The organism is Selenomonas bovis DSM 23594 (assembly GCF_000381005.1).
Taxonomy (GTDB): domain Bacteria; phylum Bacillota; class Negativicutes; order Selenomonadales; family Selenomonadaceae; genus Selenomonas_C; species Selenomonas_C bovis.
The window spans coordinates 36735-51122 of the sequence record NZ_KB908396.1 but is presented as its reverse complement, the minus strand read 5'-3'; the positions used below and the strand labels follow the sequence as shown (position 1 = coordinate 51122).

The following is a 14388-nucleotide window of genomic DNA, read 5'->3' as shown; positions in this document are numbered from 1 at the left end:
TGCACTCGGTTCTTATGGGCCTGAGAGAATGTCTGGTAAAGTGCGGATAAATCCATTTCATCCACAAAGTGGCGTAGCAGACGGACCGGGTCATCCTTTGGAATTTGAAATTCAAAATTTAAGGGAAGGCAGAGTTGAAAACTTCCGCCGAGGGATGTATAATCTCCTTGTAAAATTTGATTTTGTATATCTATATTTTACGCCTGTTGCCAAGGATTTTTAAGTCCTTGGCAACATTTTTTTGCAAACTAAAAGGGGCTGCTACACGTTGTTGATACGTGCAACAGCCCCTCCTTCGTTCGCTATACGAACAAGTCAGCGCTTCGTTTTGGGATAGATGCCGATGGTTGCTTCGTTGAGGATGGGAAGTGCATTTCCAAGACGGCGGCAAAGTATGGCTGCCAGCAGCGAGAGGAGCAGGACAGCGGCGTAGAACGCGAGCGCGATGCCGCCCGTCATGATGATGCCGCGATGCTCTAGCGCGCGTGCGAGGTAGGTGATGAAGAGCGGATGCACGAGGTAGGCGAAGTAGGAGTGCTTGCCCAGCAAATGGAGGATGGGATTGAGCGCGGCGGGATAGCGTTGATAGGTGAAGATGGTGAAGAAGAACAACGAGGCCATCAGCGTGTAGAAGATGCCAGCAGGAGAGAGCTGATGCGCTGTGTTGATGCCGTCAAGGGGCGTCTGGCCCGCTGCGAGCAGGGAATAATAGTAGCCGAGCAGGCTGGCCATGCTCACGTAGAAAAGAAGCGTGATGGCCGTGCGTTTCTGTTGCATGAAGCACTTGAATGCCTCGATGTGCACGGCGAGATAGCCGCCGAGCAGGAAGATGAAGATGTAATGGAGCACCCAGTAGTTGAGGCGATACATGAGGAATGGCTTCAGCAGGGAATCATCTGGCAGTCCGTAGACATAGGTGTTGAAGGGGACAGAGAAGCTCGACCAGTAGTCAAAGAGCACCTGGAATACGAGCAGCGCGGCGAGTCCGCGCAGGCTCATGCGGCGCACGAGGGGAATCCAGAGCGGCATGAGCAGGTAGAACCAGAGCAGGATGACGAGGAAATAGAGCTGGTATTTCGCACAGCCGAAGAAGAGCAGCCCACCGAAGTAGAGCGGTGAGGGCAGCCCGGTACCGTAGAGCAGTCCGTCATGGATGATGTAGAACAGCGACCAGACGAGATAGGGGATGAGCACGGTCTTGATGCGCCGCAGGTAGAACTGGCGGGCAGCAAAAGGAGCGTGGATATCGAGATTGTAGAACAAGCCGAATGCGGAAATGAAGAAGAAGATCGGCACGCTGAAGCGTGTGAAAATCTCGAAGAGCGCAATGAGATGGGGGTTGGCGGCGGGGTTGCTGAGATACTGCGATCCGACGTGGATGCCGATGACGCCCATCATGGAGATGCCGCGGATATATTCGATGGCGGCGAGGCGGGGCTTGCGCTTTTTCTGAGGTTCCTCGTGTCTTGCCTCCGCTGCGGATGCTTGCATGGAGAAGGCCCCTTTCAGTCGCTGAGCAGGAAGTCGATGTGGACGTTCGCGGTGAGGGTGAGGCTGCCTGGCTGGATCGGCGTTGCGGCATCCTTAGCGGCCAGCATCATGTTGCCGACGTAGCGGCGTGTTTCCGGGTAGCCGGTGTTTTCGCTGACGGTCTGGATGCCGACGATGCGCTTGCCGAGCCCCTGGACGATGATGTCCGCTTTGTCGCGCGCGTCCGCAATGGCGTTTTTGAGCGCCACCTTGCGCAGGGCACGTGCATCGGAGGCCGTGAAGCTCAGGGAAGAGATTTCATTCGCCCCATGCGAGAGCGCAGCGTCAACGACCTTGCCCGTGAGCTTGATGTCGCGGACGCAGACGAGCACCGTGTTGTCGACGGTGTAGCCGTTGATCTCGCCGCGGCGGTTTTCCTCCGTGCGATAGGTCGGGCGGAAGGAATAGTTCTGAGTCTGGATGTCTTTGGCGTCGATGCCGAGCGCGGCGATGGCGTTTTGGATCTGCGCGGCTGTCCAGGCGTTGTCATTCTGTGCCTTTGCCGCATCTGCCGCATGCGTGGTGATGCCGATGGCAACAGTCGCCTGGTCGGGGGCGGCGTTCGCCTCACCGGTGCCTTCGACGGAGAGCGTCGGTCGCGCAGGCTGTTCCGCCGCCTGCGTTTCCTGCGGCAGAACGAGGAGGGAGAGAGCGAGGGCAAAAACAAAGAACAGGGAGGCATATCGTTTCATGGAAGAACACTCCTTTGAAATACAGTCATACACGTCTGCGGCGTGGCAAGGTCTGACACTGGGCGCGAAATAGATTCTGCGCGTTGTCAGAGCTTCTTTGCCGTGAGCACGCAGTCAAGCTCGTCGAGCACCTGGGTGAGATTTTCCTCTGTGATGACGAGGGGCGGCTGGAAGGCCATGACATTGCGGCCAACGCCATTCTTGCCGATGATGTAGCCGCGGTCTTTCATCTCCTCGAGCACATCGTCGAGAAGCTCCGGTGCGGGACTGCCGTCGGCGTGAATGAACTCTGCACCGTCCATGAGGCCCAGACCGCGCACGTCGCCGATCACAGGGTGCGTCTCCTGCAGGCGGCGCAGTCCTGCGCGCAACGTCTTGCCGAGGGACTCTGCGCGCGCTGCGAGGTCGTGTGTCTCGATGTAGTCGAGCACGGCGAGCCCTGCCGTCGAGGAGACGGGATTGCCGCCGAGCGTCGAGGCGCCGGGACGCGTGTAGGTATCTGCAATCTCCGGCTTGGCAATGAAGGCGGAGATGGGGAAGCCGTTGCCGAGCGCCTTGGCCATGCACATGATGTCAGGCGTGACGCCGTAGTGCTCGATGCCGAACATCTTGCCCGTGCGCGCGAAGCCCGTCTGTACCTCGTCGATGATGAGCGGCGTGCCGTACTGGTCGAGGATCTCCTTGACGCGCTGGAAATATCCCTTCGGCGGTACGACGATGCCGGCGTTGCCCTGGATCGTCTCGGCGATGTAGGCACCCGGATGGCCGGAGGTCGCCGTCTTGATGAGATCCTCGACGGCATTCGCGCAGGCGAGGTCGCAGGTGTCCGGCTTCTTGCCGAGCGGACAGCGGTAGCAATAGGGATTCGGCGCGAAGTGGATGCCGCCGACAGGTGTCGGCGCCGTGCGCCACATCGTGAGTCCCGTGACGCTCATGCCGAGTTTTGTGCGGCCGTGGAGGCCTTGGCGCAGTGCGATGATCTCGCTGTTGCCACGCGCGACCTCCGCGAGCAGCAGCGCGCCCTCCGTGGCCTCAGAGCCTGTGGAGCAGAAAAAGCTCTTCTGGAGCGTGCCCGGCGTGACGGCGGCAAGGCGTTCCGCGAGGTTGACGAAATTCTCCGTGAGGTAGATGTTGCAGACGTGCTGCAGCGTCTTTGCCTGCTCCGTCGCAGGGCCGACGATGTCCGGGTTCGCATGGCCGCAGTTCATGACGGAGACGCCGGCGTAGCAGTCGAGGTATTTTTTGCCGTTGCTGTCCCAGAGGTATTGCATGGAGCCCTTGACGAACTCCTGGGGATCCTTGTAGAAATGGGCAAGGCAGGGCATGATGTATTTCTTTTTCTTTTCGAGGATGGCGGCGGGGCCGATGTATGCTTTCGCGTTCATGCAGTTGCTCCTTTCCTGATGGCGTCAGATGGAATTGCGGGATTCGCGGAACCGGTAGGTGCCGATGCCGAGGCCGCGCGGCGCGTTCTCCTGCAGCGTCTTGAACTCATGTTCGTCGAAGGAAGCATCGCCCGCTGCGAGGCGGTCGAGCGCCTTGCGGTAGATCTTCGTCAGCATTGCGGTAGCAGCGGGCGTCTCATCCTGTGCTTCGATGCGGTAGGAGGCGATGCCGTTGAATTTCGCAAGGTACGGATAGAGGCAGAGATCCTTGGCGAAATAGATATGGTTGCGTCCGAATTGGTCGATGCGGATGCGGTGGATCTCGCCCGCCTTGTCACGCAGGGCGTAGTGGCGGTCCATCAGCTCCGGCTCGTTGAGCTCGTTGTAAGCCGGCAGGCTCATCGCCGGGAAATTATGGTCGCAGATCATGGATTCGTAGCCGCCGTGGATGACGACCTCGATGGGCAGCACGGCATTTTCGACGATCTCGCGCAGCTGCTCGAAGGAAAGCTCGAGGGAGGCACAGGCCTGCGTGATGCCGTTATCCTTCATGAAGACGGTCGCGAGATGGTTGAAGAGGTTGAAGGAGAGGTCGGCCTGCACGGGGAGGTTCGTAAGCGACTGCGCGAGCTTGAGCGCGCCGAGGTTGCTGACCATGATGCCCGCGGGCTGCTGCTTCCAATCGCGGATCGAGGAGATGAGCTGCTCGAGCTCACCACATTCACGGCGCATGGTCGTGCGCGGCGTGTTGAGCACGACACGTACGTTTCGCTCCTGCGCGTAGGCAAGGACCTCCGCGTAGTCCGTGAGGCGCCACGGACGCTGCGGGCGGAAGGCCTCGCCGCCGACGTAGACGACGTCGGCTCCCGCATCGACGGCGGCTTTTGCCGCTGCCGGCGTGCCGACGCGCACGGCGAGGGTGCGATGCGATGCGTTTTCCTTCTGGATGGGGCGTTCCTGTTTGAGGATATCGTCCTGGAAACCGGCTTCCTTCACTGCCTCAGAGAAGAAGCGTGGCTCGCGCGTGCCGTCGAATCCGATGTCCTTAGCAGTCGGCTGGCCGAAGGCAAAGGTCGTCGTGAAATCGCGCGCGCGGTTCTCATAGAGCTGCTTCCAGCCCTCCTCATCCGTCGCATAGCCCGTGGGGTCGGCGATGTAGGCGTCGATGGCCGCGCGGTAGGTCGAGACGATGCGGCGCAGGAAAGGGGCGGGGCGCATGCGGCCCTCGATCTTGAAGGAGAAGACGCCCGCCTGGATGAGTTCCGGAATCGCGCGGTACATGCACATATCTTTGAGCGCGAGCTTGTAGGGGCCGGGGCCGCCTTCGTCGAGACGCTTGCCGCTCTTCTCGTCGATGAGCTCATAGGCCCAGCGGCAGGGCTTGAGGCAGCGACCGCGGTTGCCGCTCTGACCGAAGACGACGCCGGAGTGGATGCACTGGCCGCTCTCGGAGATGCACATGTCGCCATGCATGAAGTATTCGACCTCGATGCCTGTGCGCGCACGGAAAAGTGCGAGCTCGGAAAGCGTCATCTCGCGGCCGACGACGATGCGCGTAATGCCGTACTCCTTGAGCTTCTCAATGGCGTGCTCGTTGTGCGTGTTCATCATGACGGAGGTGTGCAGCGGGATGGTGATGCCCATCTCATGTACGAGTTCGAGCACGGCGAAGTCCTGCACGAGCAAAGCGTCTGGCTGGATTTCTTCCAAATACTGGAGATATTCTTTCAGAGCGGGTAATTCCTCGTCGCTGATGAGGTTGTTGAGCGTGATGTAGAGACGCACGTCATGCGCGTGCGCGTAGTCGATGGCCTTCTTGAGCGCGGCGTCATCAAAATTGAAATCGCCCTCGTGCATGCGCATGTTGAAATGCTTGCCGCCGAGGTAGACGGCATCGGCACCGGACTCCACGTCGGCGACGAGTGCGTCCCAGGTGCCGGCAGGCGCCAGAAGCTCTACGGATTTTCGCGTCAATATCATAGAAAAAGGAACCTCTTTTCTTGTAGTGATTGCGGCAGCGTGCCAGATTTTCGTGACGACGCCCGCCTGGTTGCTCCCTCAAGTATATCAGGAATGGACGTTGCGAGCAATAGAATCCCACGGCATGTCTTGCTTAAAGCCAGTAAGTGTAGTATGATGAAAATTATCTATGGGAACCGTGAGAGATACGAGTTTCCCGTACGCGGACATGAGGAGGAAGCAGATTGCTGGAACGGTTGAATTTCGAGATGGAGGAGCAGGCGCTTGCCGCTGCCGTCGTGGTGCGTGGACGTCAGGTCTTTTTTGCCTGCTGGCATGGTGAGGCTCTCGCTGGCGGCCCCTCCTGGCGGCCTCTGGAAAATGGACGCCGCTTCCTGCGTCGTCTGGAGCGCGTGCATCTTTCCCAATGGAAGAAGTCGTATCGCGCTGAATCACCTGAGGATGCGGTGAGCCCTTGGCAGCTTTCGCTTTCCGATGGCGGCGTGCGCCGCGTCATCAAGGGCAATGCCTATCCGGAAAATTGGGCGGCGTTTGTCGATGTGATGAACGAGCTGCCGGGACTTGCCCTGCCGAAGGTGAATCAGGTCGAGGTACTCCAGCTCCTTTATGAGGGGGCGCTTGCTCCCGTGCCGGGGAACGTTTACGCGCCGCGTCAGTCCGGCGGCACGCTGGTCGAGAAACTGGTCGTGAACCGCGGCAAGCATATCCTGATCCTTACGCGCCACAAGCAGGGATTCGGTACGGAGCGTCATGCGTTTGACTCCGTGCGCAACGTGCCGCTGCTGCTGAAGCGCGTCGACGCTTCGCTCTCCGCGCTCTCCGCATTGCCGGAGCAGCCGGGCGGACGCTTTAGCGAGAGGGATGGAGAGCGTCTCGAACTCCGTCTCATGCGCCGTACGGGAGAGGAGCGTCAGCTGATCTTCGGCGTGCGCAGCACATGGCCGGAATGTCTGCGTGCGCTCCTGCGGGAGATTACGGTGCTCACTTATGATGTCAAGAGCGAGCTGCTGCAGAATACGCCGCAGGCGCCGTCTGCGGCAACGCTGACAGTTCCTGTGGCGCAGCACCAGGTAGAGAAAGAGGACGGGGAGGAAGCAAGATGAAACTGATCTCCTGGAATGTCAACGGCCTGCGCGCCTGCCTGAAAAAGGGATTCATGGAGTCTTTCCGCATGCTCGATGCGGATATCTTCGCGCTGCAGGAGACGAAGATGCAACCGGATCAGGCAATCCTCGACCTGCCAGGCTATCGGCAGTATTGGAACAGTGCGGAGAAAAAGGGGTATTCCGGCACAGCGGTCTTCTCGCGTCTCGAGCCGCTTGCCGTCACCTGCGGCATCGGCAGCGAGGAACATGATCGTGAGGGACGTGTGATTACCCTGGAGTTCCCGTCTTTTTATTTTGTGACGGTCTACACGCCGAACTCCAAACGGCAGCTGGAGCGGCTCGCCTATCGCATGACCTGGGAGGATGCGTTCCGCGCCTATCTGCTGATGCTTGACGCGAAGAAGCCGGTCATCGTCTGCGGCGACCTCAATGTCGCGCACGAGGAGATCGACCTCAAGAATCCCAAGACGAATCATCATAACGCCGGTTTTACGGACGAGGAGCGCGCGAAGTTTACGGAGCTCCTGAAGGCGGGCTTCCTCGATACTTTCCGCACGCTCTATCCGGAGCGCGCGGGCATTTATACCTGGTGGTCGTATCTGCGCAAGGCACGTCTCACGAATGCAGGCTGGCGCATCGATTATTTCGTGGCGTCAGAGAGACTGCGCGGTGCCATTGTCGATGCGACTATCCACAATGAGGTTTTTGGCAGCGACCACTGCCCCGTGGGATTGGAGATCCGGTTATGAAGAACCCGCTGCATTATCAGCTCTCTGAGTATGACTGCGGGCCGACGACGATGCTCAATGCCGTAAGCTATCTCTTTGAGCGGGAGGAGATCCCGCCTGAGCTCATCCGCAACGTCATGCTCTACTCGCTCGACTGCTACGGCAAGGGCGGTGCCCCCTGCAAGGCGGGAACCTCCCGCATGGCGATGATGTTTCTCGCGAACTGGCTCGACGGCTACGGTCAGGCGACGTCGCTGCCGCTCTCGAGCATTTATCTCTCAGGGCAGGCTGTTTCCGTGCGGCCGGAAAGCCGTGTCTTGGATGCATTGCATCGCGGCGGTGTGGCTGTGGTGCGGCTGTTTTACGAGGTGGAGCATTACACGCTTTTTACCGGCGTGACGGAGCATGGTATCGAGCTTTTCGATCCGTGGTACGTTCCCGCAGACAGTCAGGAATTTTCCGGGACGGGGATCGAGCTCACGCTCGCCCATCCGTTTGCGTATAATCGCGTCGTGCCGTTTTCCTGTTTTGAGTGTGAAAATTGCTCGAATTACGCGCTTGGCACCATCGAGGATCGGGAGGCTGTGTTGCTCTTCAATGAGCAGACGAAACGGACAGCGGCTGACACGATAGAATATTTCATCTAACTAGAAAGAGCCGACCTCCGTGCGGAGGCCGGCAGGAGAGGAAGGAGCGTTCCTTAGATCCGACAGGACATCATTGGAAATTTTCGTTGTGCACCTTGCTCCAGTCGAGCTTTTCGACATCGTGCGGGCGCGCTTCTTTGAGCGGATGTCCAAGGGAGAGGATGGCCTGCAGCTGGTATTTCTCAGGAAAACCGAGCAGGGAGCGCACGAAGTCTTCGGTGGTGCGTCCATCCTCCGCCTCGCGGCCGCGTCCTTGGATATAGCAGCTGCCGAGCCCGAGCGAGCTCGCCTCGAGGTGCATGTTGATCGCGGCGATCGTGCAGTCTTCGATGACGGTGTCCGTGATGGTCTTGTCACCGATGACGATGACGGCGCAGGCGGCTTTCGCCAGCATTTTGGCGACGCCTATGCGGCAGCCGCTGAGTTTTTCGAGCATGGCGCGGTCGCACACGACGATGAATTGCCAGGGGAATTTTGATTTTCCCGAGGCCGACATGAGACCGACGGCGAGAATGCGGCGGAGCAGGTCATCTGCGATGGGCTCCTCCGTATAGCGGCGGATGCTGCGGCGCTTGACGAATTCCTGGAACAGATCGGACATGGTGATTCCTCCTTCTTGCTGCTGTGATGAACGTCTGTGTCCATTATATCGGAAGTAGAGGAAAAGCGCAAAAATAGGCGTGGGAGGGACGCACTTCCCTGGATTGTATTTTGGAGGAATGCATTTTGTCAGAATTACAAGAAGAACTTCGCCGGGAAATCGAGAAGCGACGTACCTTCGCGATTATTTCTCATCCGGACGCCGGTAAGACGACGCTCACGGAGAAACTTCTGCTCTATGGCGGCGCAATCCATCTCGCGGGCTCCATCAAGTCGCGCAAGACGCAGCGTCATGCGGTGTCTGACTGGATGGAGATCGAGAAGCAGCGCGGTATCTCGGTCACGAGTTCGGTGCTCCAGTTTGATTATGACGGCTGTCGGATCAATATCCTCGATACGCCGGGCCATCAGGATTTCAGTGAGGATACGTATCGTACGCTCATGGCCGTTGACAGCGCGGTCATGGTCATCGACGTTGCGAAGGGCGTCGAGGCGCAGACGAAGAAGCTCTTCAAAGTCTGCAGTGAGCGCGGTATTCCGATTTTCACGTTCGTGAACAAGCTCGACCATTACGGTAAGGCGCCCATTGATATCATGGATGAAATCGAGAATGTGCTCGGTATTCGTTCCTATCCGATGAATTGGCCGATTGGCCAGGATGGCCAATATCTCGGCGTCTATGACCGCCGCAACAAAAAGGTGCTGCTTTTCGCGGCTGATACGAGCCACGGGCAGCAGGCGCGTATCGCTGATGTTTATGAACCGGATGACCCAGCGGTCATCGCGCGCATCGGCGAGGAGAATTTCCAAGCGCTCAAGGATGATATCGATTTGCTCGACGAGGCCGGTGAACCGTTCGATATGGAGAAGGTCAATGCGGGCGAGCTCACGCCGATGTTCTTCGGCTCGGCTATGACGAATTTCGGCGTGCAGGACTTCCTCGAAGGGTATATCCGCATGGCGCCGACGCCGCAGCCGCGTCCGTCGAGCGACGGGCTCATCGCGCCGGATGACGAGAAATTTTCCGGCTTCGTATTCAAGATCCAGGCGAACATGAACCCGGCGCACCGTGACCGCCTCGCGTTCATCCGCATCTGCTCCGGGAAATTCGAGCGGAACATGAGTGTCTGGCACGAGCGTTCGGATAAACTCATCAAGCTCGCGCAGCCGCAGCAGTTCCTCGCGCAGGATCGGCAGATCATCGATACGGCGTATCCGGGCGATATCGTCGGACTTTTCGATCCGGGTATCTTCGGCATCGGGGATACGATCTGCGATGAGCACCATAAGTTCAAGTATGCGGATTTCCCCGTGTTCCCGCCCGAAAAGTTCGCGCGCGTGCAGGCGAAGGATACGATGAAGCGCAAGCAGTTCGTCAAGGGAATGGAGCAGCTCACGCAGGAGGGCGCCATACAGCTCTTCCAGCAGGCCGGCGCGGGCATGGAGTCGTATATCGTCGGTACGGTTGGCACGCTGCAGTTCGAGGTGCTCGAATACCGTCTGAAGAACGAATATAATGTCGATATCATCATGCAGATGCAGCCATATGAGGTCGCGCGCTGGCTGGCCTTCGAGGATGGCCGCGAGGTAACGCCCGCGAGCCTCAAAGGCGCGGATCGCGGCATGTTCGTCTACGACCGGCACCAGAATCCCGTGCTGCTCGTAAACAATGAATGGGCGCTTGGCTGGATTACGGATAATAATCCTGATCTTTTGTTGAACCACGTGCCGTTTGACAAAAAAGAGGCCTGATTGCTTGCCTTCCCGATGTTGTCATGCGGGATGCAGTGCAGTTGAATAGATGTAGGGGCATATTGCGATGAGAAATCTCTGACGCCTCTCCTCGAAGAAGGAAAGAGACAAGTGGACAGCGTATTATTATAGCGATACATAAATTGTTCGGGGGTGTTTTTTTTGATACGCAAGGGGATTATTTTAGCCGGCGGCTCCGGCACGCGGCTCTATCCGCTCACCAAGGTGGTTTCCAAGCAACTGATGCCGGTGTATGATAAGCCGATGATTTATTATCCGCTTTCGACGCTCATGCTGGCGGGAATCCAGGAAATCCTCATCATCACGACACCGAAGGATCAATCGCTTTTCTCCGCGTTGCTCGGTGATGGGAGCCAGCTTGGGATTTCTATCCAGTACGCCGTGCAACCGAGTCCTGATGGTTTAGCGCAGGCATTCTTGATTGGCGAGGACTTTATCGGCAGCGAAGGTTGCGCGCTGGTGCTCGGCGATAATATTTTTTACGGCTCAGATTTGGCGCAGGCGATGCAGCGTGCGGCATCCTATGATGATGGTGCAACGGTTTTTGCCTATTATGTGAGCGATCCGGAGCGTTACGGCGTTGTGGAGTTTGACGCCTCGGGACGGGCATTGAGCCTTGAGGAAAAGCCGTCTGTACCGAAGTCGAACTACGCGGTGACAGGACTCTATTTCTATGACAGCGATATCGTGGACATTGCGAAGTCCATCCGCCCCTCTGTGCGCGGCGAGCTTGAAATCACCGATGTCAACAAGCGCTATCTCGAGGCGAAAAAACTTCGTGTCGAGAAGATGCGGCGCGGCTATGCGTGGCTCGATACGGGAACACATGAGTCGCTGCTCGCGGCGGCGAGCTTTGTCGGCACCATCCAGGCGCGTCAGGGCCTCAAGATCGCCTGCATCGAGGAGATCGCCTATCGCATGGGACGTATCGACCGCGCACAGCTAGAGCGTCTGGCGGAGCCGCTCAAGAAAAACGAGTATGGCAAGTATCTGCTGCAGCTCGCAAATGAAAAATAACAGAGAAGGATGGTATCTATATGAATATTATCGTGACCGGCGGCGCCGGATTTATTGGCAGTAATTTCGTCTACTATGAGCTCAAGAAGCATCCGGAGGATCGGATCATCTGCATCGATAAGCTCACGTATGCAGGGAATCTCGAGACGCTTGAAGCGGCGCTCAAAAAGGATAAGTTCAAGTTCATCCGCGCCGATATTGCTGATCGCAGGGCCATCTACCGCATCTTCGAGACGGAGAGGCCGGATATTGTCGTCAATTTCGCCGCGGAAAGTCATGTCGATCGATCCATCGAGAATCCAGAAGTGTTCCTTCAGACGAATATCATCGGCACGAGCGTCCTGCTCGATGCCTGCCGCAAGTACAGTATCGATCGTTTCCATCAGGTGTCGACGGACGAGGTTTACGGCGATTTGCCGCTCGACCGTCCAGACCTCTTCTTTACGGAGGAGACGCCGCTCCATACGTCGAGCCCGTACTCCGCTTCCAAGGCGTCGGCGGATCTGCTCGTGCAGGCGTATCACCGCACCTACAAGGTGCCGGTGACGATTTCCCGCTGCTCGAACAACTACGGCCCGTTTCATTTCCCGGAGAAGCTCATTCCGCTCATGATCATCAACGCGCTCTCTGATAAGGAACTGCCGGTCTATGGGACAGGCGAGAATGTGCGCGACTGGCTCTACGTGAAGGATCACTGCGCTGCAATCGATCTGATCATCCGCAAGGGACGTGTCGGCGAGGTGTATAATATCGGCGGGCACAACGAGCGCCGCAATATCGATGTGGTAAAGACCATCCTCAAGGAGCTCGGCAAGCCGGAGAGTCTGATCGCGCACGTTGCTGACCGCAAGGGGCATGACCGCCGCTATGCCATCGATCCGACGAAAATCCATGAGGAGATGGGATGGGAGCCGACGACGAAGTTCGAGGATGGCATCAAGCTGACCATCAAGTGGTATCTTGAGCATCGCGACTGGTGGATGGGCATCATTTCCGGCGATTACCAGACATACTATGAGCGCATGTATGACCAGCGCGCAAAGATGGAGTATGCAAAAATCTGAGGTGGAAGAAATGGGAGAAAAGCAAATCCCTGCAGAGCGGTTGCGTGATGATGTGATGTGCAGGAAAGTCGCGGTCTGGCTCTGCGATCATTCATTGAAGAATGTCTCATATTATGTGCAGGAATGCTATGAGGAGCTCAAGGAATATGCAGCCGGTGCCCTGCCGGTGCGCATGCTCCAGGGCATACAAGAGGGGCGGCAGAATGCGTCTATCGGCAAGGAACAGGCGAGGGAATTGCTCGATGGCGAAATCGCCGAGGCGTGCCGCCAGATCGACCTCTGGGAAGCGCAGCCTGGGGATACGAATGCCAGGTTCTTCCGCATGAAATATCAGCAGGTGAATTGGGACGCATGAAAGATCGCAGGAGAAATAAGAAGAGCATCGCTCTCTTTCATTTGTTGTTCGTTTTTGCGTTATTGCTCGGCAGTTGTCTGCCGGGCATTTTCGCGTGTGCCGCTGCGCGTGCAAAGCAAGTAGCGCCGGATGCCGTGCCGCTGCGCGGTGTGGTCGAGGGCTTTTACGGTACGCCCTGGACACAGCAGGAACGGCTTGATATGCTCTCGTTTTGCGGTCGCGTGGGATTCAACGCTTATATCTATGCACCGAAGGACGATGCCTATCATCGGAGTCAGTGGCGCCTGCCGTATCCGCCGCAAAAGCTCACCGAGCTTGCAGCGCTCGTAAAGGCGGCGAAGGCGGCACGGGTGCGTTTCATTTTCGCTGTTTCGCCAGGCATGGATCTCTTCTATCTCGGGCATGCCGGGGCGGAAGACCAAGCGGCTATGTTGGCGAAGTGTGAGGCGCTTTACGGCGTGGGTGTGCGTGATTTCGCCATTTTCTTCGATGATATCGAGCAGAAGGATGGGCCGGGGCAGGCGGCATTCCTCAACGCAGTCGCTGCGCGGCTGCGGGCGCGCCATCATGATATCGGTGCGATTCTCACGGTACCGACGGAGTACTTCCGCGCGGATATGGTTGATGCAGCGGGGGCGGTCAAACCGTATACCGCCTCGTTTTCCAAGTTGCTGTCACCGGACATCCTCGTGCTTTATACAGGAGAAGGCGTCGTGAAGGGAAACCTTACGGCGGAGGAGTACCAGGCGGCAGAGGGGATTTACGGCAGGCCGCTCGGCATTTGGTGGAATTATCCTGTCACGGATTACAAGGAAACGAACTTGGCGCTCGGTCCCGTGGAGAATCTGCCGCTCAAGGGGGTGCCAGCCGTTTTTTTCAATCCCATGAGGCATGAGCAGATGTCGCGCATTTCGCTGGCGACAGCGGCGGCCTTGGCGAATCACCCATCCCATTACGAGCCGCAGACGGCGTGGCAGGAGGCCGTAGAGCGTCAGTACGGCAGTCTTGCGCCCGCGATGATGACGGTTGCGGAACACGCGCAGCATTTGGAGACGAGCTGGGCTGACATTGGAGGCAGCGATGCGCCGGCTCTGCGGCAGGAGATGGATGCGCTTTGGCAGAGTTATCCGCGCGGTGTCTTGCTTCGCCTTCGCGTACAGCGCCTCGATGACAGGCTGGCACAGATAGAGATGGCCACAGAGAAGCTGCTGCTGGAACTTCCCGGCACGCAGCTCGCAGAATGTCGGCCGCAGCTTTTGCAGCTGCAGCGTATTGTGCGGGCTGATCGCTTGGGCCTTGCCCTTTTGGCTGCACGCAGGAACGGCAAGATGACCGCCGCGCAGCAAACGTCGTTCCTCGCTGCGCGGCAGGCAGTCATTGCGCATGATGGGGAAGCGCGCATCTCGGAAAAGACGGCGCGCGCTTTTCTCGATGAATTGACGGATCATCTCAATCTCGTGAATGAGACGGTGGGAAATTGACGTTCGCGTCATGTTCTGGAGGAGATCTTT

General features: G+C 58.0%; 14 protein-coding genes. 9 read left to right on the top strand and 5 right to left on the bottom strand.

Going from position 1 to position 14388, the window contains the following annotated elements; genetic code table 11:
- Positions 1-223, top strand: a 223-nt coding sequence (locus F599_RS15575) for a hypothetical protein (RefSeq protein ID WP_211209081.1), incomplete at its 5' end; no start/stop codon positions are given.
- A gap of 92 nt (positions 224-315) precedes the next feature.
- Here the strand turns inward: F599_RS15575 and F599_RS0109020 are convergent.
- The 4 genes from F599_RS0109020 to F599_RS0109005 all read right to left on the bottom strand — a co-directional run bounded on the left by F599_RS0109020 (position 316) and on the right by F599_RS0109005 (position 5587).
- Positions 316-1491, bottom strand: a complete 1176-nt coding sequence (locus F599_RS0109020; protein WP_019543202.1) for an acyltransferase — start codon at positions 1489-1491, stop codon at positions 316-318.
- 14 nt (positions 1492-1505) lie between these two features.
- On the bottom strand, positions 1506-2222 hold the full coding sequence (locus F599_RS0109015) for an SIMPL domain-containing protein (protein WP_019543201.1): 717 nt from the start codon (positions 2220-2222) through the stop codon (positions 1506-1508).
- Positions 2223-2308: 86 nt separating this feature from the next.
- Positions 2309-3607 (bottom strand): aspartate aminotransferase family protein, encoded by a 1299-nt coding sequence (locus tag F599_RS0109010; protein WP_019543200.1) that lies wholly within the window; start codon positions 3605-3607, stop codon positions 2309-2311.
- 24 nt (positions 3608-3631) lie between these two features.
- Entirely contained in the window at positions 3632-5587 is a 1956-nt protein-coding gene (locus F599_RS0109005; protein ID WP_019543199.1) for a peptidase U32 family protein, read from the bottom strand.
- 224 nt (positions 5588-5811) lie between these two features.
- On the opposite strand from F599_RS0109005, the gene F599_RS0109000 reads away from it, so the two are divergent.
- Genes F599_RS0109000 through F599_RS0108990 form a run of 3 tightly spaced genes read left to right on the top strand, consistent with a single transcriptional unit; the run spans position 5812 to position 8068 of the window.
- Positions 5812-6690 (top strand): hypothetical protein, encoded by an 879-nt coding sequence (locus tag F599_RS0109000; RefSeq protein WP_019543198.1) that lies wholly within the window; start codon positions 5812-5814, stop codon positions 6688-6690.
- The gene (locus F599_RS0108995; protein WP_019543197.1) at positions 6687-7442 is read left to right on the top strand and encodes an exodeoxyribonuclease III; all 756 of its coding nucleotides are present in this window, start codon (positions 6687-6689) and stop codon (positions 7440-7442) included. The genes F599_RS0109000 and F599_RS0108995 overlap by 4 nt, the downstream gene beginning before the upstream one ends.
- Positions 7439-8068 (top strand): hypothetical protein, encoded by a 630-nt coding sequence (locus F599_RS0108990; RefSeq protein ID WP_019543196.1) that lies wholly within the window; start codon positions 7439-7441, stop codon positions 8066-8068. Before F599_RS0108995 ends, F599_RS0108990 begins: the two co-directional genes overlap by 4 nt.
- A 70-nt stretch (positions 8069-8138) precedes the next feature.
- Here the strand turns inward: F599_RS0108990 and F599_RS0108985 are convergent, their stop codons facing one another.
- Positions 8139-8669, bottom strand: a complete 531-nt coding sequence (locus F599_RS0108985; protein WP_019543195.1) for a nitroreductase family protein — start codon at positions 8667-8669, stop codon at positions 8139-8141.
- Between the two features lie 125 nt (positions 8670-8794).
- On the opposite strand from F599_RS0108985, the gene F599_RS0108980 reads away from it, so the two are divergent.
- From F599_RS0108980 to F599_RS0108960, 5 genes are all read left to right on the top strand, one after another.
- Positions 8795-10420: a peptide chain release factor 3 gene (locus tag F599_RS0108980; protein WP_019543194.1), complete on the top strand. Its 1626-nt coding sequence runs from the start codon at positions 8795-8797 to the stop codon at positions 10418-10420.
- A 162-nt stretch (positions 10421-10582) separates the two neighbouring features.
- A complete protein-coding gene (rfbA, locus tag F599_RS0108975; protein WP_019543193.1) occupies positions 10583-11458 on the top strand; it encodes a glucose-1-phosphate thymidylyltransferase RfbA in 876 nt (291 codons plus the stop codon).
- Between the two features lie 20 nt (positions 11459-11478).
- Positions 11479-12522, top strand: coding sequence for a dTDP-glucose 4,6-dehydratase (gene rfbB / locus F599_RS0108970; RefSeq protein WP_019543192.1), 1044 nt, complete (start codon positions 11479-11481; stop codon positions 12520-12522).
- A gap of 10 nt (positions 12523-12532) precedes the next feature.
- Entirely contained in the window at positions 12533-12877 is a 345-nt protein-coding gene (locus tag F599_RS14015) for a hypothetical protein (RefSeq protein ID WP_020700555.1), read from the top strand.
- A complete protein-coding gene (locus tag F599_RS0108960) occupies positions 12874-14358 on the top strand; it encodes a protein O-GlcNAcase (protein WP_156021983.1) in 1485 nt (494 codons plus the stop codon). The genes F599_RS14015 and F599_RS0108960 overlap by 4 nt, the downstream gene beginning before the upstream one ends.
- The last annotated feature ends 30 nt before the right edge of the window (positions 14359-14388 follow it).

Coding starts and splice junctions, on each gene's coding strand:
- F599_RS0109015 (WP_019543201.1), bottom strand. CDS start 2,222: ATGAAACGATATGCCTCCCTGTTCTTTGTTTTTGCCCTCGCTCTCTCC.
- F599_RS0108985 (WP_019543195.1), bottom strand. CDS start 8,669: ATGTCCGATCTGTTCCAGGAATTCGTCAAGCGCCGCAGCATCCGCCGC.
- F599_RS0108960 (WP_156021983.1), top strand. CDS start 12,874: ATGAAAGATCGCAGGAGAAATAAGAAGAGCATCGCTCTCTTTCATTTG.
- F599_RS0109005 (WP_019543199.1), bottom strand. CDS start 5,587: ATGATATTGACGCGAAAATCCGTAGAGCTTCTGGCGCCTGCCGGCACC.
- F599_RS0109020 (WP_019543202.1), bottom strand. CDS start 1,491: ATGCAAGCATCCGCAGCGGAGGCAAGACACGAGGAACCTCAGAAAAAG.
- F599_RS0109010 (WP_019543200.1), bottom strand. CDS start 3,607: ATGAACGCGAAAGCATACATCGGCCCCGCCGCCATCCTCGAAAAGAAA.
- F599_RS14015 (WP_020700555.1), top strand. CDS start 12,533: ATGGGAGAAAAGCAAATCCCTGCAGAGCGGTTGCGTGATGATGTGATG.
- F599_RS0108995 (WP_019543197.1), top strand. CDS start 6,687: ATGAAACTGATCTCCTGGAATGTCAACGGCCTGCGCGCCTGCCTGAAA.
- rfbB (WP_019543192.1), top strand. CDS start 11,479: ATGAATATTATCGTGACCGGCGGCGCCGGATTTATTGGCAGTAATTTC.
- F599_RS0108990 (WP_019543196.1), top strand. CDS start 7,439: ATGAAGAACCCGCTGCATTATCAGCTCTCTGAGTATGACTGCGGGCCG.